The sequence below is a fragment of the Neobacillus sp. B4I6 genome (assembly GCF_050434045.1).
GTDB lineage: Bacteria > Bacillota > Bacilli > Bacillales > Cytobacillaceae > Neobacillus.
Genome location: NZ_JBNPWB010000002.1, coordinates 1392307 through 1413200, shown reverse-complemented (window position 1 = coordinate 1413200; position 20894 = coordinate 1392307). Strand labels below are relative to the sequence as shown.

Annotated in this window: 20 protein-coding genes and 1 tRNA gene; 4 read left to right on the top strand and 17 right to left on the bottom strand. The window is 37.6% G+C overall.

Annotated elements, in window-relative coordinates; translation table 11 throughout:
* Window positions 1-53: 53 nt before the first annotated feature.
* The 6 genes from QF028_RS09090 to QF028_RS09065 all read right to left on the bottom strand — a co-directional run bounded on the left by QF028_RS09090 (window position 54) and on the right by QF028_RS09065 (window position 5772).
* Entirely contained in the window at window positions 54-911 is an 858-nt protein-coding gene (locus tag QF028_RS09090) for an ABC transporter ATP-binding protein (protein ID WP_215006799.1), read from the bottom strand.
* The gene (locus tag QF028_RS09085) at window positions 912-1709 is read right to left on the bottom strand and encodes an ABC transporter permease (protein WP_429464933.1); all 798 of its coding nucleotides are present in this window, start codon (window positions 1707-1709) and stop codon (window positions 912-914) included.
* A 124-nt stretch (window positions 1710-1833) separates the two neighbouring features.
* Window positions 1834-2826, bottom strand: a complete 993-nt coding sequence (locus tag QF028_RS09080; RefSeq protein WP_168244304.1) for an ABC transporter substrate-binding protein — start codon at window positions 2824-2826, stop codon at window positions 1834-1836.
* A 122-nt stretch (window positions 2827-2948) separates the two neighbouring features.
* A complete protein-coding gene (locus tag QF028_RS09075; RefSeq protein WP_429464932.1) occupies window positions 2949-3263 on the bottom strand; it encodes a hypothetical protein in 315 nt (104 codons plus the stop codon).
* Between the two features lie 18 nt (window positions 3264-3281).
* Window positions 3282-4058: an iron-containing alcohol dehydrogenase gene (locus tag QF028_RS09070; protein WP_429464931.1), complete on the bottom strand. Its 777-nt coding sequence runs from the start codon at window positions 4056-4058 to the stop codon at window positions 3282-3284.
* 307 nt (window positions 4059-4365) lie between these two features.
* Window positions 4366-5772: a sigma-54 interaction domain-containing protein gene (locus QF028_RS09065; protein ID WP_429464930.1), complete on the bottom strand. Its 1407-nt coding sequence runs from the start codon at window positions 5770-5772 to the stop codon at window positions 4366-4368.
* A 243-nt stretch (window positions 5773-6015) separates the two neighbouring features.
* Here QF028_RS09065 and QF028_RS09060 point away from each other — a divergent pair, with 243 nt between their 5' ends.
* The gene (locus QF028_RS09060) at window positions 6016-6708 is read left to right on the top strand and encodes a diphthine--ammonia ligase (protein WP_410886799.1); all 693 of its coding nucleotides are present in this window, start codon (window positions 6016-6018) and stop codon (window positions 6706-6708) included.
* A 438-nt stretch (window positions 6709-7146) separates the two neighbouring features.
* On the opposite strand, the gene QF028_RS09055 is transcribed toward QF028_RS09060, so the two are convergent.
* From QF028_RS09055 to purU, 3 genes are all read right to left on the bottom strand, one after another.
* Window positions 7147-7569 (bottom strand): SRPBCC family protein, encoded by a 423-nt coding sequence (locus tag QF028_RS09055; protein ID WP_429464929.1) that lies wholly within the window; start codon window positions 7567-7569, stop codon window positions 7147-7149.
* A 285-nt stretch (window positions 7570-7854) separates the two neighbouring features.
* On the bottom strand, window positions 7855-8061 hold the full coding sequence (locus QF028_RS09050; RefSeq protein ID WP_429464928.1) for a CDGSH iron-sulfur domain-containing protein: 207 nt from the start codon (window positions 8059-8061) through the stop codon (window positions 7855-7857).
* Window positions 8062-8219: 158 nt separating this feature from the next.
* On the bottom strand, window positions 8220-9119 hold the full coding sequence (gene purU, locus QF028_RS09045) for a formyltetrahydrofolate deformylase (protein WP_429464927.1): 900 nt from the start codon (window positions 9117-9119) through the stop codon (window positions 8220-8222).
* A gap of 162 nt (window positions 9120-9281) precedes the next feature.
* Between purU and QF028_RS09040 the strand changes: the two genes are divergently transcribed.
* Window positions 9282-9368: transfer RNA gene (locus QF028_RS09040), tRNA-OTHER, on the top strand.
* Between the two features lie 182 nt (window positions 9369-9550).
* On the opposite strand, the gene QF028_RS09035 is transcribed toward QF028_RS09040, so the two are convergent.
* The 5 genes from QF028_RS09035 to QF028_RS09015 all read right to left on the bottom strand — a co-directional run bounded on the left by QF028_RS09035 (window position 9551) and on the right by QF028_RS09015 (window position 16101).
* Window positions 9551-10471 carry a carbohydrate kinase family protein gene (locus QF028_RS09035; protein ID WP_429464926.1) on the bottom strand — a complete coding sequence of 307 codons (921 nt, stop codon included), beginning with the start codon at window positions 10469-10471 and terminating at the stop codon, window positions 9551-9553.
* Between the two features lie 85 nt (window positions 10472-10556).
* Complete coding sequence (locus QF028_RS09030; RefSeq protein ID WP_429464925.1) at window positions 10557-11951, bottom strand: MATE family efflux transporter; 1395 nt, start codon at window positions 11949-11951, stop codon at window positions 10557-10559.
* A 149-nt stretch (window positions 11952-12100) separates the two neighbouring features.
* Window positions 12101-13663: an acyl-CoA synthetase gene (locus tag QF028_RS09025; protein WP_429464924.1), complete on the bottom strand. Its 1563-nt coding sequence runs from the start codon at window positions 13661-13663 to the stop codon at window positions 12101-12103.
* 270 nt (window positions 13664-13933) lie between these two features.
* Window positions 13934-14884 carry a ribose-phosphate diphosphokinase gene (locus QF028_RS09020; protein ID WP_215006749.1) on the bottom strand — a complete coding sequence of 317 codons (951 nt, stop codon included), beginning with the start codon at window positions 14882-14884 and terminating at the stop codon, window positions 13934-13936.
* Between the two features lie 143 nt (window positions 14885-15027).
* A complete protein-coding gene (locus tag QF028_RS09015; RefSeq protein ID WP_429464923.1) occupies window positions 15028-16101 on the bottom strand; it encodes an NAD(P)H-dependent flavin oxidoreductase in 1074 nt (357 codons plus the stop codon).
* A 245-nt stretch (window positions 16102-16346) separates the two neighbouring features.
* Between QF028_RS09015 and QF028_RS09010 the strand changes: the two genes are divergently transcribed.
* Window positions 16347-16580 (top strand): ABC transporter, encoded by a 234-nt coding sequence (locus QF028_RS09010; RefSeq protein ID WP_429464922.1) that lies wholly within the window; start codon window positions 16347-16349, stop codon window positions 16578-16580.
* A 163-nt stretch (window positions 16581-16743) separates the two neighbouring features.
* On the opposite strand, the gene glnA is transcribed toward QF028_RS09010, so the two are convergent.
* Both glnA and sstT read right to left on the bottom strand, forming a co-directional pair.
* Entirely contained in the window at window positions 16744-18108 is a 1365-nt protein-coding gene (gene glnA, locus QF028_RS09005; protein ID WP_429464921.1) for a type I glutamate--ammonia ligase, read from the bottom strand.
* 300 nt (window positions 18109-18408) lie between these two features.
* Window positions 18409-19635 (bottom strand): serine/threonine transporter SstT, encoded by a 1227-nt coding sequence (sstT, locus tag QF028_RS09000; RefSeq protein WP_429472241.1) that lies wholly within the window; start codon window positions 19633-19635, stop codon window positions 18409-18411.
* 557 nt (window positions 19636-20192) lie between these two features.
* Here sstT and QF028_RS08995 point away from each other — a divergent pair.
* The gene (locus QF028_RS08995) at window positions 20193-20435 is read left to right on the top strand and encodes a glutaredoxin family protein (protein ID WP_429464920.1); all 243 of its coding nucleotides are present in this window, start codon (window positions 20193-20195) and stop codon (window positions 20433-20435) included.
* Window positions 20436-20617: 182 nt separating this feature from the next.
* Here QF028_RS08995 and QF028_RS08990 read toward each other — a convergent pair whose 3' ends face one another.
* Window positions 20618-20839, bottom strand: coding sequence for an ABC transporter substrate binding protein (locus tag QF028_RS08990; RefSeq protein WP_429472239.1), 222 nt, complete (start codon window positions 20837-20839; stop codon window positions 20618-20620).
* Window positions 20840-20894: the final 55 nt, after the last annotated feature.

The following is a 20894-nucleotide window of genomic DNA, read 5'->3' as shown; positions in this document are numbered from 1 at the left end:
TTTTCTCTCGAAATTACGGGTTTCTTCTATTATTATCAGTTTAGTGACGTGAGTTATTTAATCGCTTTTAAACTTTCATCTCGAATCAGCGACAATAATTCTTCTTTGTATTCGGCAAACTCGAGTGTAGCTTTTACACTAAAATCTCTAGGTCTCTCTAGTGTTATAGGGATCTTTTTCTTTAAACGACCTGGTCTTGCAGTCATCACATAAACGGAATCTGCTAAAAAGATCGATTCATCGACATCATGCGTAATAAATAAAATCGTCTTTTTGGACTCTTCCCATGCTTTCAAGAGCACTTCTTGCATAATATTTCTAGTTTGGGCATCCAATGCTCCAAATGGCTCATCCATTAATAATATTTTCGGGTCGTTTGCCAGCGCCCGTGCAATCGCAACACGTTGTTTCATCCCACCTGATAATTGAATCGGGAAATGCGATTCAAATCCTTCTAAGCCGATTAATTGCAAGTAGTGTCTTGCAATATCGTCTCTTTCTTTTTGAGAAACACCCTTTAGCTTTAGTCCAAAGGTAATATTCTCTTTGACAGATAACCATGGAAATAAAGTGTACGATTGAAACACCATTCCTCGATCAGGTCCAGGTCCATTGATTTCCTGCCCATCAAGAAGAACTTTTCCTGACGTTGCATCTTCTAAACCTGCGACAATCCGCAAAACAGTTGATTTACCACAACCTGAAGGTCCTAAAATCGTGACAAATTCCCCTTCTTCTATCGAAAATGTGGTTTTTTCTAATGCGGTCGTTTCCCCGCTTTTGGTTTTAAAGACTTTTCCTACCTCTTTGATTTCTAACTTTGGTGTCCCTGTTATCGAAACAATCGATTCTCTCCGTTTTGGTTCCGCTATTTTTTCGACCTCTTTAACTTTTAAACTAGGTGTAACCATCTAAAAACCATCCTTTCTCATCCAAGAAAACGAAGCCTTGTATATAGCTTTAAAGAGAATATCTGTAATCAGCCCCAGTAAACCAATAATTAGAATGCCCACGATGATTTTATCTGGCTGAAGAAAACGTGATGCCTGCATGATCATATATCCTAAACCACTAGATGCACCGACAATTTCTGCGACCACTAAATATGTCCACGCCCATCCGAATGTAATCCGAAGTGTATCAACAATACCTGGTAATGAAGCAGGCAGAATTACCTTTGTGAACACCTGTACCTTCTTTGCGCCTAATGTGTAGGAAACATCGACTAAATCATTTTGAACATTTTTGGTTACGTCCATTATCATTAGTGTCAGCTGGAAAAACGTTCCTAAGAAAATGACACTCATTTTTTCGGTCTCTCCAAGTCCAATCCAAAGAATAAGTAAGGGAATGAATGCCGATGCTGGCATATAGCGAATGAATCCGATGATCGGTTCAAATGCTCCTTCCATAATCCGCAGCGATCCCATTAAGATCCCTAGAGGTATACCAATAATGGCAGCAGCTAGAAATCCGAAAAGAACCCTTGTAAAACTGATTCCAATATCAGAGAGAATCTCACCATTTATAAACATATCGACGGCTGTTGCTAATACAGCAGAGGGAGTTGGTAAGAATAAAGGATTAACAAACTGTCCGTAACTAAGTACAGACCAAATCAATAGAAAAATAATAAATGTTAAGAAGCCAGCCCAAGTATAAAACATTTTTGGAATTTCCTTATTAGGAGTAAACAATTTTGCTATCATTTTTTCTCACCTATTTTCTTATGCGTTTTATTTTGAAAAAAAGCCTAACTGATGAGGGGTAAAAAACAACTCATGAGTCAGGCTGATCAAAGTAAATCCAAAAATAATTTAGCAAGTAAATTTCTTACTTTTGGAAAGTTGGATTGATGACATCTTCTGCTTTTGGCTCTGTTTTAAGTAGTTTTTGATCCTTGTAAAACGAAATCGCATTTTCTGTTGATTGATAAATGGAGCCTTTTGCACTTTCCGTGCCAAATAATTTTACGTTATCCTCTTTTGAAAAGAATTTCAAACCAGTTACCGTTCCTTCAAATTCTTTTAGGTCAATTTTTAAACCTTTCGCCATAATTTCGTTGGCTTCTTTCTCATGTTCTTTCCAGTAAGTCATTGCTTCGCCCATAGCTTTTACAAAAGCTTCCACATCTTTCGGTCGATTTTTGATGACATCTTCTTTAAAGCTGACGGTATCAACAATAATTCCTGATAGATCTTTGGTTGTTAATAATACCTTTCCGTTTGCTTGTGCTCCTTTTGATAACCAAGGCTCCCATGTTACGGCTGCATCCACTTTACCAGCTGCAAAAGCTGCACCAGCGTCGCCTGCAGACATTTGGACAACTTGCACATCTTTTTCAGTTAATCCGCCTTGTTTTAAGGCTTGTAGTGCTAGCATATGGCTTGTTGAACCAACTTCAAATGCTACTTGTTTCCCTTTTAAATCTTTCACACTATTAATTCCTTTTTTTACAAGGATGCCATCTCCGCCGTATGAATCATCCAATAACCAAACAACTTGAACTGGGATTTCAGAGGCTGCTAATGAAACTTGCACATCCAGTGCTGTTGCCATCCCGTCAATTTTCCCGCTTGCTAACGCTTGTTTACGTTCACCTAATCCTTCAACAATGGAAAGATCCACATCAATACCATTCTTTTTGAAAAAGCCCTTTTCCTTTGCTAAAAATAATGGGCCATATCCTGTCCATGTCGGCAATGTCACTCTCAAAGGTTCAGACGACTTCCCATTTTCTGCAGTACTTGCCGCGTCTTTTTTTCCACATGCCGCTAACGCGAATAACAACATCAACGAACAAACAACTAATAACCATTTTTTCATCCTAAATTCCCCCTTGATTGATTAAAAAAATTGTCTCTCTTTCGTGTAGCTAGCTTCATAGAATCAAGTTTTTTCAACCATGTTGCTCTTTTTTAAATGGACTGCCTACGAATAAAGAACCATTACTGTGCAGCAACACCAGTAGTTAGCATCCCATTTCCTATTTCATCTGCTCGGCGGACAGCTTCAATCACCATTTCTGGTGTGACTTCAAATGGCATATTCTCCATATCTTCAATAGTAACGGTAATGTCACCAAGCCTTCTCCACTGACTATCTGTTAAGTTAGTGATCCCCATTTGCTTTAAGGTAAAAGGAAGTCCTACTTGCTGGTAATAACTTATTAAAGTTTTCAACTCATCATCGCTGGTATTCTCCATACACAATTGTGCAAGAATACCAAAGGCAACAATTTCACCATGATAGGTGTGGTGCACTTCAGGGAAAATCGTTAATCAGGAATAGATGGCATGCGCTCCAGCTGTCCGGCAATCATCCCCGCCGTACCCACTTACACTGCCACTGACTAAAATAACGGTATCTATCACATTTTCGAATTCTTTTGTCACTGTTTGTGCTCTTACAGCATTGACAGACTCTTTCCCTATTTGAAGCAACGTTTGGTACACCTGACCTGCTATCGCAATGGCCGTCTGATTTAAGGCGGTTGGTGTTGCTTTTTTCACAGAGGATTTTGTTTCGAAATATTTAGCCAATGTATCGCCAATACCGGCTATTAAAAAATGAACGGGCGCCTCCATGATAATTTCCGAATCTACCAAGACTAAATCAGGAGCTTTTGACTTTCGTTCAATCCCGATAAATTCACCTTCATTGCTGTAAAGAATGGTAATAGGTGTGGCAGCGGCACAAGTTGCGGCGATTGTTGGGATGGCAACTAAAGGTTTGTTAAGCCGGTAAGCAACGGCTTTCACCGTATCAATTGCTTTACCTCCACCTGCCACGATGAGGACATCAATCTCTTCATCTCTTAAGTCGACTACTAATCTATCGATATTCGATTCGGAAGATTCTCCTCTATACCACAGGGAATTCTTCAATAAAATCCCATGCTCTGACAAACTTTTTCGTAATGAAACTTCTACAATTTCTTTACTTGTATGGCCTCCAATAAGGGCTGCAGAGTTTCCGAAGTTTTTTATGTATGGTCCTGCTTCTTCTAATAACCCCTTATTTCTAATATATTGAGCTGGTCCTACTGTTACGTTCATAATCCACCCCTTCTCCACTAAAGTTATTTAAAAATGAATAATATTCCTTAAATATAAATACTTGTTAATTTTATGTCAATATATTTTCCTAATATTCTATTATCAATTGAATATACACAAATTGGAATAAAAATACACCTACAATGTTATTTAAGAATATTTACGTTTATTATTTTTGTATAAATATAAGCAATAAGGAACCGCTTTCCCTTCGTATCGCCCTCCTTATAAGGAATAGCCTTGCTAAGAAATCTCCCTTGGTTGGTCCACTCAATACTAAAATATAGTGCAAGTTTCGTGCCACTCTTTATTCTATTTCGTATTTTCTGAGTTTTCTAAATACAGATGGTTGACTGATTCCTAATGCTTTAGCCATGTTAATCGTTGTTTTGTATTGTTTTCTAGCTTTTATTAGCACTTGCTTTTCAACGCTTTCAAGAATTTCATTCAAGGAGCGATTGGTTTCTTCAACTGACGTCACATCAGGAAAAGGCTTTCGAAATTGTTTAGGTAAATTTTCAATTTCAATCAGCTGTTTAGGTGAGGTGACTACCAGTCTTTCAATTAAATTGATTAATTCCCGCACATTTCCCTTCCACTCTTGTGTTAACAACAGATGGATAACACCCTCATCAAGGTTGCGCTCCCGGCCGTACTTTTTTGAAAAAAACGCTAAAAAGTGTTCAATCAACGGAATAATATCAGTTGACCGCTTCCTTAATGGCGGAATGGTGATGGGTACCACATTTAAGCGAAAATAGAGGTCATGTCTAAAGGTTTTTTCTTCAACTGCATTCTCTAAGTTTTTATTTGTCGCGGCTAGGATACGGAAATCAACGGTTCGAAGCCTCGTTCCACCGACACGATAAAATTGCTTTTCCTGAATAAATTTGAGGATTTTCACTTGATCTGCTAATGACAACTCACCAATTTCATCTAAAAATAATGTCCCACCTTCAGCAAGTTCCGCTAACCCTACCTTCCCTTTTGAATTTGCACCTGTGAATGCACCCGATTCATAACCAAAAAACTCTGCCTCAAAAAGGGATTCGGGTATGGCCCCACAGTTCACCTCGATAAAAGGTCCGTTCTTTCTCGAACTCTTCTTGTGAATAAATTTAGCAATATGTGATTTTCCCACTCCTGTTTCCCCCAGCAGTAACACATTGACATCGATTTCAGCTACCTGTAATGCGAGTTGGAGGACTTTTTTCATTTCTATACTGGTTGCTATCATCCCATCAGAATCAAACTGAAGATTTCTCAGCAATTCAAGCTCACTTTTTACTCGTTCCATTTCATCTTCGATGTCAATTAAGTATTTTTTCATGTTTAGTAACTCTGTTACATCATGTGAATAACTGACAATTCGGACAAGCGTTTTGTTAGCATCGAATACAGGAATCCCCGTAACAAGTAACTTATCGCCATTATTTGTTGTTTGGACAAGGGTAATTTTCTTTTTTTCTTTAATGACCAAAGGCGTCAAAATCGGTGTAAAAACCCCTTCTTTTTCAAGTTCATAAACGGATCGGCCGATCATTTCATTTGTCTTCATATTATAAATACCTTCGGTTGCTTCACTCACCTTCAAAATAATGCCATCTGTATCAGTCACTAAAATATCGTCTTGCAATGAATGAAGAATGGCTTCATTTTCATTCCAAACTTTTATTTCATCATTCACAAATAACCCTCCCTTCTCGAATTCCATTCAATTAAAAATTATTCATTTATGAATAATAAACCAGTAAAATTTCTTGATAGTTCAGTTATATCAGATGATTGACAATTTTTATACTTTTTTGAATAAATTATTTAAAATTGTATAATGCAAACAAGTGTCACACATTCTTTTACCTTTGATGTCCATTACCGAAAACAGTATGTTTATCTTTATGATAAAATATCATTATTACAAACAATGAAAATGTGATTAATGGGGAGATGGGGAATTTTGAAAAAACAAATCGCTTTATCTTGGAGTGGCGGAAAGGATTGTTGCATGGCCTTGGATACTCTAATTTCGCAGGGATTTGAGGTTGTTTGCTTAGTTACAACTGTTCCCAAAGAACTTGGGCGAACATTTGGCCATGGAGAGCGAACAGAAATGATAAAACTACAAGGTGAAGCTTTAAACCTACCTGTTCATTTTATCGAATGTACATACGAAAACTATACAAGTCAATTTGTCGAAGAAGTGCTTTCCTTAAAAAATCAATATAATGTAACGGGAATAGCTTACGGGGATCTATATTTAGATGAACACAGGGAATGGGGAGAAAAAGTCGCTATCGCTGCAGATGTCGATGCCCTGTATCCACTATGGATGAAAAAGGAAGCTTCTTTACAATCATTGGATAAGTTTGTCCATTCTGGTTATGAAGCAATCGTGATCCGCGTACGGGAAGATGTATTAGATGACACGTGGCTTGGTAGAATCATAGATGAATCGTTCCTACAGGATGTTCAACAGACTACTATTTGTCCGATGGGAGAATCCGGTGAATATCATACCTTTGTATATGATGGACCATTATTTTCAAAGAGGATTCAATTGGAACATGGAGAATTAATCCAGCTGGAAACCACAAAGAAACTAGAATTTAGGAGTTATCGACTTATTGAGAGTGGTGCCCGACATTGTTGAAAAAGCTGGTACCATAGAGAACAGAGAAAGAGCAAGGGAAATGTCCTTTATTAGTGGTATGAAGGACAAAACTCTCCTCAGGAGCAAGAGATTCGTCTTTCATAAGCCGTATGATGGACAAAAGGCGCCGCAGGAATCAGAGATTTGTCCTTCATAAGATTACTAATGAAGCTTTTAAGCGTCTGAACTCAACTAGAAGAAGGTCATGGACACGGTTTACCATTCGTATTAACCAAGTTTTAGATTTATTCGCAAAAAAATAGATTTTCCTTAGATAAAACTCCATAAGGATATCGTATGTCAATAAGAACAACAAGCCTAAAATAAAAAAGGAGAAAATCAGCCTTAAACTGATTCTCTCCCTTTATTCGACGTATGAATGCTGTGATCTTTTAGAACCCCTATCCGATTCACTTGAAAACAATCTTTTCGATTTGATTATTGCTCGCTATATTTTTTAAAATTATCTAAAATGGCCTGCCATCCTGCTTGTTGCATCTCAATTGAATTGGTGGTTTCTGCATCAAAAGTTTCGATTACCTGGGTTTCATTTCCATGACCTTTAAAAGTAATATCAACTTTTCTTCCATCCCCCATGGTATAAGAAATAGCCTCATTTAATTCCACTTCATCATAAATCCCACCAAAATCAAAGCCAAAACTGCCATCTTTTGCTTCCATTCTTGTGAGAAATTTACCGCCAACCGTTAAATCATTTTCAGCAATTGGCGTGTGCCAGTCATCTGAAGCATTGTTCCATTTCGTTATATGATTTGGCTCTGTCCAATATTCCCACACTTTTTCTACTGGTGCATGAACTGTTGCTTTTACCGTTATTTTCTCATTATTACCTGTTGTCATTTTATTTACCGCCTCTCATAATACACTTAGTTATTAAGTTGAATTCCTTTGGCGTACATACTTCATGGTGACACATACCTGATAATATATTATCAGCTATTCACCATGTCCGCAATAAACAGTCTTGGAATATAAATACAGCTTATATCTCCATATCTAAAGCTAGGGGTTTTACGCTGCTTTTTGATAAAATAAAAACAGTCAAGATGTGTTCGCCCATCCTGGCTGCACCCTACAAAATCCAAAAGTGCTACAAAACCCTGGAAAGAGTAGTGCCTGACACCATTACTTTCCGTCAGTCACTCTTGGACTGCTTTCAAATCCGCCTTTCTTATGTGATCCATCACAAAACGGCTTTTTGTTGGAAAGTCCACAACGGCAAAGATAAACTTTTGCCTTCTTCGGATATTCATTTCCTTCTGCATCCATGATTTGAAAATCCCCACTTACAGCTAGTGGACCATTATCGTTAATCTTAATTTGATTATCCATATTCCACATCCCCCTAGTTTTATAAATATATATTCACGATGCTTTCCAATAGTCCTAGTTTATAATTGAAAAAAATGGATTTAACCATTTTTAAAAATCTCACATAAATAGCCCAATCTAATGATTGGACAGAAAAAAATCCCTATTAAAGGGATTTACTAGAAAACAATGGTTTTATTTTGATGAACGATAATACGGTCTTCAATATGCCATTTTACCGCTCGAGCCAATACGCTTCTTTCAATTCTACGGCCAATTTTCTTAAGGCTGTCCACATTATCATGATGATCGACCCGACTGATATCCTGTTCGATAATTGGTCCCTCATCCAAGTCATTGGTCACATAATGAGAGGTAGCTCCGATTAATTTGACACCGCGGTCAAAAGCACGCTCATAGGGTCTTGCACCCACAAAGGCTGGTAAAAAGGAGTGGTGAATATTAATAATTTTGTTGGGATTTTCTTCGACAAATTTTGGTGACAAGATTTGCATATATCGGGCCAATACCACAAAATCAATGTCATACTCTTTTAGTAGCTTAAGTTGCGTTGCTTCGGCTTGTCCACGAATATCTTTATTGGCTGGAACGTAATAAAACGGGATGTTTAGACCTTCGACAACCTCTCTTGCTGTTTCATGATTACTAATAACAAGTGCGATATCAGCCATTAGGTCTCCACTTTGCCATTCCCACAAAAGCTCGAGCAAACAATGAAGTTCTTTTGATACAAAGATTGCCGCTTTTTTCACATGATAAACATGCGTAAAGCTCCATTCCATCGAAAACTCCTTAACGATTTCAGCAAACTGAGTCTCCATGTCCTTTGCTTTATGCTTTAGTCCCGGGCATTCAAATTCAATCCGAATGAAAAAGGTGCCACCCTCTGGATTGGTGGAATACTGACTGGATTCAATAATATTTGCATTATAGGAAAACAAAACCTTTGATATCGCCGCAACTATGCCAGGTTGATCTGGGCAGCTAACTAATAGGCATCCACGATTCTGATTTTTTTCTTGAAACACTTCAATTTGTTCTTTTATATATGAGTTCATGGTAATTCCTCTCTATCATTATTGAAAATATTATACATTAGATGGAGTTAATAGTTAATCATTATTTTGAAAATTGCTAACTGCGCAACATTAGCATAGTTTACTAAAAAATTTTGTTATAACTAAGGAATAATAACTTCTTTTTGGTACATATTATAGATAGGACTTGTAGCTCAATGAATAGAGCAACTTGCAGCCCTTACACAAAGGTTGCAATGTGTTTTGTGGGTTTAAATCCCACCAAGTCCTATATAAACTACCTCTCAAGTTTTTCTTACAGAGAAACCCTCAAAAACTCAGCACTTTACTTTTATCCACACCAACTACCAAATAAAGCTTATCAAAACTCACATTTGCCACAATCCAAATTTAAAAAAATCTGAATCCATTTGAATATTGGACTCAGACTTTTTGTGTTGCTAGGGTGCACATCAAATTTTCTTATCAAAATTAACAGTCAGGGAGCCGACTTCTGTTGTCGCTGCAGCTCCTATTCTATTTGCAAATTGAAGGTACTCTTTTATTTGAGATAGTTTAACCGGCAAACCTTTTTCGTGAAAACAATACAATAGCGCTGACATAAATGCATCACCTGCACCGGTTGTATCAATGGCATTTACCGCTGGAGCAGGAACGAAAACTTTGTTCCCATTTATCACAGCACAGGCGCCTTTGCTCCCCATCGTTATAAACAGATAGGGAATCTTCCATTTAGATATTTTTTCTAATCCATCCTCTATTGAATTTGTTTCTGTTAAAAAGTTCAACTCATCTTCCGCCAGCTTCACTAGATGTGCATATTTAAGGAAAGAAGAAACTGTTTGACGACAATGCTGCTCATTTACCCAGCGCTTTAGACGAAGATTAGCGTCAAAAGCAATCATATTGCTGAAATCTTTGGCATATTTTAGCGCAGCTTCTGTTGTCTTTTTTGCTTTTTCATGAAAGAGAGTTCCTGATCCAAAATAAAAGATCTTCGCCTGTTCAAAAACTCCCCTTCTTAATTCGTCTTCAGTTAATACTTCATCGGGAGTGTCGTTGACGTAAGTGTGGAAATACCGCTCACCGCTTGCATTAATATGAACATAGACACCGCAAATCTTTTTACTCGGTGAGTGGACAGAAAATGAAGTATTGATATTTTCTTTCCTAAATTCTTGTTCTACAAATTGACTAATTTCATCGGTTCCAAGTTTACATAAATAATAAGCTTGGATACCGAGTCGCCTTGTACCGACGGCCACGTTAACAGTAGCGCCGCCTAATAGTTGTATATATTCGGTATTGGTTCGGTCTATTGAAATAAAATCTACAAATGCTTCTCCAATTGAAATGACTCCTTGTTGATCCAAGATGATCCTCCTTCAAACATTATCTATGATGATTATATGAAAAAACCTCCTCAAATGCATGTTGAGGAGGTTCTATCTGAATTTATTATACAAGTTTATGCGCGTACCACTTTTTCCCTTTGAATCGCCATCCAAAGATGATTCCACGTGCACCCCATTCTACAATCATCGCTACCCATACACCGATAATCCCAAAACCTAAGGTAATACCTAAAATATAACCGAGGACTACCCGTAATAACCACATCGACAACAAAGAAGCAATCGAAGTAAAGTTCGAATCGCCAGCTGCTCGTAGGGCTGATGGCATAATAAAGCTTGGTGACCACAAGATTGGCTGGGCAATGGCAGATATCAATATAAGTGTAAATATAGTTGGAACAATTTCATCAGGTGGGTTGAACAATTTTATCAATAACGGAAACAAGGGCAATAATAATAGACCGGCAAACACAAAGGAGATCGAAGAGAGGCCAATCAACGAAAAAATGAATTTCCTTGCGTCCTCTATATTCCTTCGGCCAACGCACTGCCCAACAATAGTTACTATGGCAATCCCCAGGGAATTAGGTCCGATTTGATATAACATCATTATCGCATTACCGATGGCATATACAGTCATTGACAGGGTGCCTAATTGGACAATAAACGTTTGAGTGAGCAGTTTTCCACCGTTGAAAAAGATCTGTTCCGCAGCAAACGGAAGGCCAATAAACATAACTTTTTTTAGAATAGAAAGATCTAAATGCAATGCATTTTTGAACCTGAAACGGATAGACTCATTGTATTTTAAGACATAGATTAATGATGCAACCATTCCCAAAACTCGTGCTAGAATCGTAGAAATCACGAGTCCTTCCACACCCATTTTAAAAATCGTAATAAGTAAAACATTTAGAATTGTATTCGTTAAATTCATTAAAAGTGATAAATTCAAGCAAGGTTTTGTCTCTCCCACACCTCTCAATGATCCAATCACCGCTTGAAAAATCGCGATTAACGGATATGAAAGACAGCTGCCGATGAGATAAATTCTTGCGTTTTGAAACACGTCTGCATCCGCTTTACCAAATAACATGTTTAGGATCGGTGTATGAAAAATAATTACAAGAGCGCTGATTAGGACTGAAAATATGGTACAGGCAGATATCGCTTGGGTCGCTGTTTTAGACACCATCGCTGAGTTCCCGCTGCCTTTATATTGGGCCACCATAACAGTACCACCTGTGGCGACCGCAATAAATACATTGGCCAAGAAAATATTCAATGAATCTACCATACTTACAGCACTGACAGCTGCAACCCCGGCTGAACTAATCATCGCAGTATTTAATAAACTCATTAAGATTAAAAAAGCCTGGTCTACAAAAATCGGCAGGATGACAGCAAATATTTTCTTGTAATCTATCGATTCGCCAGTAAAATACTTATCTAATATAGATACCGTTCTATGCCTAATATTCAGTTCTAATTTATTCATTACACGACTCTTCTTTAATGGATTTTTGGAAATTCAAGACAATAATAGCTAAAATGAATATGGATTATTATACCACGATTTAGGAGAGAGTACAGTGTTTTAATTGACTCTCCCTACGGCTGTCAGAATCCCCAATTCCCATATTTTTGTTAACGTTGAGTTCGCAGTTCTACACGACGAATTTTTCCTGAATCTGTTTTAGGTAGGGCCTCAATATATTCAATCACCCGTGGATATTTATAAGGTGCTGTTAAATTTTTAACAAAGCCCTGCAATTCCTTGGTTAGCTCCACTGTACCGGAAATCCCTTCTTTTAAAACAACAAATGCTTTGACAATGTTTCCTCTGATCGGGTCCGGTAAAGCGACTACCGCGCACTCTTTCACCGATTTATGTTTCATTAAAGCATCTTCCACTTCAAAAGGACCAATCGTATAGCCAGAGCTGATGATTACATCATCTTTTCTTCCTTGGAACCAATAATAGTTATCCTCGTCTTTAAATGCCCGGTCACCCGTTAAAAAGTATTGATTATTATAGGAAGCCGCCGTTGTCTCGGGATTTTTATAATACTGTTTAAATAATGCTGGGAAATCGCTTCTAATCGCAATCGTCCCAACTTCCTTTACAGGAGCAGGTTGGCCATTTTCATCCACCACTTCAATAAATTCTGATAACAGCGGCTGCCCCATTGAGCCTAATTTTTTCTCATCTACATTTAAATTGGCAATCAGTAACGTACTTTCCGTCTGACCGTACCCATCCCGAATCAGGATGTTAAATTGATTTTTAAACACATCGATGACTTCACGATTAAGTGCCTCTCCTGCGGAAACAGCAGTATGTAAAGGCGATAGATCGAAGTTTGAAAGGTCATCTAATTTAGCCATCATCCGATATTCAGTAGGTGTGCAGCATAAAACATTTACTTTGTTATTTTGAAGAAGCCGTAAATATTTATGGGGATTGAACCTGCCATGATAGATAAAACCTGTTGCCCCTGAACCCAATATGGATAAAAATGGACTCCAGACCCATTTTTGCCACCCTGGGGAAGCTGTAGCCCAAACAAGATCCTCTTCACTAATATTCAGCCATTTTGAAGCGGCAATTCTTAAATGAGCATATCCCCAGCCATGGCTATGGACAACCCCTTTTGGCTGCCCGGTTGTCCCAGATGTATAAGCTAAAAAAGCATAATCCTCACTCAGTGTTTCTACATCGATAAAGGTTTCTGATTCCTCTTCGATTAACGCTTCTAACGAGAGCCAATTGGGTACTTCTTGACCGAACGCGATTTTAAATTGTAAAAACGGTGTTTCCTCGTTAATATTTTCAAATTCTTTTACCAAATCAAAATATGAAATGACGGCTTTAGCTTCAGAATGATTTAAGCGATAAACTAAATCCTTTGCCCGAAGCAATTCTGAAGTAGGACTAATGACAAGCCCTGCCTTTAAACATGCTAAGTAGATGACATAAGATTCAATGAGACGAGTGGTCATTACGACAACCCGATCACCTTTCTCTAATCCTAATTTAGTTAACCCATTGGCAAGTTTATTTGCATTCGTGATTAACTGTGCATAAGAGATCGTTTTTGTTTCCCCAAGTTCATTTTCCCATCGCAAGGCAATTTTATCTGAGGCATGCTTTGAGATTTCACTTGCTAAATTAAAGTGTTCTGGTGCGATCAATGATTTCAATTCCACTTTAATCAAACTCCAATCTTGATAGTATTAGTGGGTTCCCTATGGAACTCTGCCTGTAAGAAATACCCAAAGATATTAGTATCTGGTATTAAAACAAGCTATTAAAATAATATTCTCTCTTACAATAATATCACTTTAAAAATCATTGTAAATTATTTAGATTCATAATTCCTGACCAATACCAGGGTTTATTATCTGGTCATAATCTAACTACATTCTCTAACAAATAAAAAAGCCAACAAAATATATAGTTGGCTTGAAACAATAAACTTATTCAAATAACGGACTTACTGCTTTTTCATTATGAATCCGATCGATTGCCTCTACAAGCAATGGAGCAACAGATATCGTTTTGATTTTGCTAATGACTTTATCTTCAGGTAACTGAATTGTATTCGTCACCACTAATTCCTTAATTGGTGATGCTTCAATTTTTTCAATCGCCTTGTCTGTAAAAACAGGATGAGTACATCCTGCATAGATCGCTTTAGCCCCATTTTCTGCTAGTGCCTTAGCTGCTAACGCAATAGTTTCTCCTGTATCAATTAAATCGTCAATAATAATCACATTTTTTCCTTCTACATTACCAACTACATTAGTGGTTTCGACACTATTTTCTTCAAATCTTCTTTTATCGATCAGAGCAATTGGAGCATGTAATAGGTTGGCCACTTTCCTCGCTCTGCCGATACTGCCGTTATGAGGCGCAACAATAACAATATCTTCCAATCCCTTTTCCTGAAAATACTGTCCAAGGATTGGAACACCATATAGATGTTCAACAGGGATATCAAAGAAACCTTGAATTTGTGATGTGTGGAGGTCCATTGTAAGAATTCTAGTTGCTCCAGTAGTTTCTAAAAGGTTAGCGACTAGTTTTGCCGTAATTGGCTCCCGCGAACGTGCCTTTCTGTCTTGCCGTCCATACCCATAGTATGGAATGACAACATTGATTACTCCAACTGATGCTCTTTTTAAGGCATCAATCATAATGAGGAGTTCCAAAATATTATCATTAACAGGGTAGGAAGTAGATTGAACGATATATACTTCACTGCCTCGAACACTTTCTTCTATATGGATTTGAATCTCTCCATCACTAAAATGAGATACTGAACTTTTGCCTAACTCACAGCCCAATAGCTCTGCCATCTCTGCTGCTAGCTTTTGATTTGAATTCAATGAAAAAAGTTTAAATCTTTTGTTTTGTTGGTATGTCACCTTAGATCCTCCACACTATTTCAATTTCTGTAGTTAATTTTTTAATCCTCACTTATTTTACTATATTCAACGCTACAATGGTAGGAATTCGTAATATCCATACTCTTTTTTCAACGAGTTTTAGAAGCATGGTTTGTCCCAAACTATTTGAAAGATAGTAAACGTGTGGCACCTGCAACTAAATCATGGATAATTTTACTAGCGAATACTTCGTTTTGTAATAGTCTTGTTGCCTGACCTGCCCATAATGACATATATTCGGGATTATTTTGCAAAGCTGCTTCTCTACGAATATCATTTGTCAAGGTATTTTGGGTTGGGAAATCAGCTGGAGAGATATTGGCGTCATGGTACGTTTGAATAAAAGCATTGTTGATTCCCCTCGCTGGACGGCCGGAAAATACTTTCGTGATAACCGTACTTTCTTCTGTACTGTTGATTAGTGATTGTTTATATACAGGATGTGCTCCCGACTCAAGGGTCGTTAAGAAAGCGGTCCCCATTTGCACCCCCTGCGCACCTAAAGCTAAGGAGGCAACTAGGCCGCGACTATCCATAATTCCCCCTGCAGCAACAACCGGCACCGTAACAGCATCCACGATCTGAGGAACAAGTGAAAAGGTTCCGATTGCTGCACCATGGGTGTTTTTTTCAATTTCAAAAGTTCCTCGATGACCACCAGCGTCACTCCCTTGGGCAATAATGATATCTACCCCACTATCCTCAGCAAGTTTCGCTTCACGAACGGTGGTTACCATGGTAGTAATGATGATGTTATGTTGCTTTGCGACTGTCATTTTATCTTTGGGAAGGACACCGAATGCAGTTGAAATGACAGGTACGTTTTCATCGATTAATACTTCAAACTGTTCCTCAAAAAAGTTGTTCGTTACGACTTGTAGTTCAGTGAATTCGATCCCTAATTTCCCTCTAATGTCATTAAGTACCTTCTGTGACTCTTCGACTCCTTCATATTGATCTTTCAAATTTGTACAAAACAAGTTCACGGCAAATGGCTTTGTTGTCCGATCCTTAATTTCCCTGATAGCTTTTCTTATTTCCTCCGGTTTCATATAGGCCGCACCCAAAGTCCCTAACCCACCAGCGTTAGATACACTAGCAACAAGATCCACGGTTGTAGGACCTCCAGCCATTCCAGCTTGGATAATTGGATAGGCAATATCCAGTAGGTCACATAGTTTTGTGTTTAAATGCATAGAAATCTTCCTTTCTCCTAACAATCCATTTTATTGTTCGTTATGTATGAAGGGATAGTATTCTTTCGGCCCAATCCCAATAACGTTTTCCTCTACTACTATATAAACACAATTAGTGCAAAAGTGTCAGAAACTTTTTATTAGCGCCTTTTTTGAGCCCGCTTTTCGTGTTTGCATAAACAAGTTGTCAAGCAACTGCATACATTAATATCGAACAACCATAAATAGACAGGAGGTGAAATCAGATGGGTCATAACCATTGTTCCTGTGGCATTTTTGGGATTTTTCTTGGATTTTTAACAGGTGTTATTTGGTTATTGTTTGTAGTATTGGGCTGGGTGACTATCTTGCTTGGAGTAATCGGCCTAACCGGATTATTTGTTACCGTTCTAAACTTCCTTATCGCTTTAATTGGCTTCCTTGCATTCCTTATCTTCGGATTATGCCTATTTAAGAAGGCATGGCATCACTGTAAGTGAAATAGCATTCAGGATTAATCTAGCTTGGAATAATAAATTTTGTGCAAGAAACCAATACTGGATGACAGTCTCTTATTAGAGGCTGTTCTTTTCATTATTTTTATACAAATAAAAAAAGCGGGCAACTAGGGCTTTTATCAGTCCTGTTGTCCCGCTTCTTAAATTAGAATTTTGTATGATAGTTATCGATTTCCCATGAGTGAACTGCTGTACGGTAGCTATCCCATTCTGATTTCTTCAATGAGACATACTCGCTGTATACATGCTCTCCTAGTGTTTTAGCAGCAATCTCACCTGATTCTAATGCTTTGATTGACTCTGCTAAGCTACCAGGCAGGTTATCAATACCCAGGAAGGCTCTTTCCTCTTCCGTCATATGGAAGATATCCTCATTAATTGGAGCTGGCGCTTCTAATCCTTGTTCGATTCCATCTAAACCTGCTGCAGCAATAACAGCAAACGTTAAGTAAGGGTTTGCGGATGGATCTGGACAGCGTAATTCCACACGTGTCGCCAAACCTTTCTTGGCTGGAATACGAATTAGTGCTGAACGGTTAGAAGCAGACCAAGCGATATAACAAGGTGCTTCATAGCCTGGCACTAAACGCTTGTAAGAGTTTACTAGCGGGTTTGTTACAGCCGTAAAGCTCTTCACGTTTTCTAGCACACCAGCAATAAATTGGTAGGCTTTTTCCGACAATTGTAACTCATCTGAAGGATCGAAGAAGGCATTTTCGCTTCCTTCAAAGAAAGACATGTTGACATGCATTCCAGAACCGTTGATTCCAAATACTGGTTTCGGCATAAATGTAGCGTGCAAACCGAATTTTTTCGCAACCGTCTTGACGACCCATTTATACGTAGTTGATAGGTCAGCTGCCGTTAATACATCAGCATACTTAAAGTTAATTTCATGTTGTCCTTCTGCAACTTCGTGGTGAGATGCTTCAATCGTAAAGCCCATTGCTTTTAAGGCACGGTAAATTTCTAAACGAACGCGCTCGCCAAGATCATGTGGAGATGGCTCGAAATAGCCTGCTTTATCACTAAGTTCTTGCGTTGCATACCCATTTTCATCCGTTTTAAAAAGGAAAAACTCTAACTCAGGACCAACTGAAATGGTGTAACCATGATTAGCAGCACGATCCACCGTTTTCTTCAGCACATTTCTTGTATCTCCTTCAAACAGTGTTCCGTCTGGGTTCTTAACAGAACATAAGAAACGTGCTTCTGAATACCCCTCTTCAACTGTCCAAGGAAGAACCGCAAAAGTAGTTAAATCTGGTTGCAGATAAAGGTCCGATTTATTAATTGGTGAAAAACCTTTAATCGAAGAACCATCAAACATCATTTTACCCTCTACGACATCTTCTAGTTGTTCAACTGTTACCGTAACGTGCTTTAAGATCCCTTCTATATCGACAAATTGCAAGTGTAATAGTTCAACACTTTTTTCGTTAATCGTTTCTTTAATTTGTTCTAAAGTTGTTGCAACTGCAGGTGCGTTTGAAATGAATGTTTTTGTCATGTTATATTACCTCGCAATTTCATGTTATATTTTGTTACATCAATAAATAGATTATATTTGAAAAAACATAGTTTGACAATCCTTTTTAGTAAATTTTTTGAATATTTATGCTGTTTTTTTAGTAAGCGTTTTCATGTTTTAGGCATTAGAAGGAAGTTTTTTCAATTTATATGGGTTTTTCAATTTATAAATATACAAAAAAATGTATAATGATCAGTTTGACCATTTTTCTTAGATTAAGAAATAAGTCATATAATAAAGTAAAAACCCTCTATCCGCTGATAGAGGGTTTTCACTTTATTATGATGCTTTTTGGATATCTATGTTTTTTCCTTCTTTACGCATCTTATTAAATTCAGCAGTCGCTGTGAATAGGACGTCTGTGGATGAGTTCAGCGCCGTTTCAAAAGAGTCTTGTAAAACTCCGATGATAAAGCCTACCCCAACTACTTGCATAGCCACATCTGCTGGAATTCCGAATAAGCTGCATGCTAGAGGAATAAGTAATAAGGAACCACCAGCAACCCCAGAAGCACCGCAAGCACATACAGCTGAGAGTACGCTGAGGATGATTGCTGTAGGTATATCCACTTGAATTCCTAATGTATGGACTGCTGCAAGTGTCAAAACAGAAATCGTAACTGCTGCACCAGCCATATTGACAGTGGCGCCTAGTGGAATTGATACAGAATAGGTATCCTTATCTAATCCTAGTTTTTCACATAATCTCATATTGACTGGAATGTTTGCAGCCGAGCTGCGTGTAAAGAATGCTGTAATACCACTTTCCCTTATGCACTTAAAAACAAGCGGGTATGGGTTCTGACGAATGGCAGCAAACACAATGATTGGATTAACAACAAGTGCTACAAAGATCATGCAGCCAATCAAAACTAAAAGTAATTTCCCATAACTTAGTAAAGATTCAATTCCATTTGTCGTAATAGATTCTATTACTAAGCCCATGATTCCAAATGGTGCAAACTTTATGACCCATGTAACTACTTTGGATACTGCATCTGAAAAATTAGAAATCATTGTTTTAGTCGTATCCGGGGCATTTTTCAAAGCCACACCAAGGACTATAGCCCAAGCTAGAATACCGATATAGTTCCCATTAAAAATGGCTTTCACTGGGTTATCCACAACGTTCATCAGTAATGTTTTGAGTACCTCTACCACACCACCAGGAGCCGCCAACTCCTCAGCACCCTTTGCAAGTGTTAAGCCTACAGGAAAAATAAAGCTTATAATAACAGCAACTAATCCAGCTAAAAAGGTTCCTAGAAGGTACAAGAAAATGATGGACTTCATATTCGTTTGGTGACCACTCTTGTGTTGAGCGATGGCTGACATAACTAAGAAAAGTACCAGAACTGGTGCTATTGCTTTTAATGCCCCTACAAACAAAGAACCTAATATCACAACGGGTTTTGCTGCTTCTGGGATCGTTACAGCAAGTATAATACCAATAATTAAACCTACAATTATTTGTTTTACCAGACTAAACTGATTCCACTTCTTCATTAGATTTTTCAAGATATATTCCCCCACTTGTTTAAGATAATTTTGCCACATTTATTACAAATTAAGATGTACAAGTTCACTCTCCATCAACAGAACTATTTTCTAATAAATAGTTTTATAAGGAATATTTAGATATATTACAATAGTATTATTTTTTACTAAATGTAGTATAAAATAAAAATTAGCAACTGTTCTCAAATGTGGGTGACATCTGATGAACTGGTTTTCAATTGGTCTATCTAAAATAAATAGAGTAATAGTAATGAGTTTAATTGTACTGCTGTGATTTTTCACTAAATATCCTGCCGCACTTCTTTTCTTGAGATTAAGATTTTTTCACCTCATTCACATTGTTTGTTATTTGACTATATTAACTTATTAATTTCTATGAATCAAGTAATTTTTTAAGATAAAACACGAACGTTAATAAAAAAATGTTAAAAAATGTTCGAGTTTAATTAAATATATTTTCCGTTGAATATTGAACTAAAGAATATAAATTACACACGAAAAGAGAATTCAGTGTAGAATGACTATTATGAAGTGGAGGTCGTAAAATGAAAAAAGTGATTATTTATTCCCAAGAGACGTGCCCACCTTGTCATGCGGAAAAACTATGGTTAAAAGAAAATGGGATTGAGTTTGAAGAAAAAGATATTCGTAAAAACGAGCAATATCTGCAAGAACTTATTGAACTAGGTGCTTCTGCTACACCAGTAACTGTTATCAAAGACGAAGATAGTGAAGAGTTCATCCTAGGATTTGATCAAGCTAAATTCGCTGAATTATTTGGGGTTTAATGTCTGTAATAAGTTAAAGTTATATAACAAAAAAATGGCATGCGTCTATTCGCATGCCATTTCGTGAGTCAATTTGTATTCGTGCACCTCAAAACGGTAACCTTTAACTAACACAAGCAGTTGCTTTTTGAGAAATATATTTCCCTTCCAAGGAACCTCTCAGTTACAAAGAAATATAGATTTTATTCTCCTACTATCTTCGCGTTCTTCAGCATCTCCTCTGTTAAGGTGATTCCTTCCTCCCTAGCAGCTTTTTTGTTGATATACAGCTCAAGGTTTTCCGGGAAGCCAACTGGAATTTCGTTAGGTTTCTTTCCTTTGAGAATTTCCACAGCCATTTTACCGGTAGAGTAGCCTAGATCGTGATAGTCAAATCCATAAGATGAGAAGGTTCCACGTTTTATAGAATCGCCTTAACCGTGGCCAAGGGCTTTTTCATTTATTTATGTCCAATAAAAT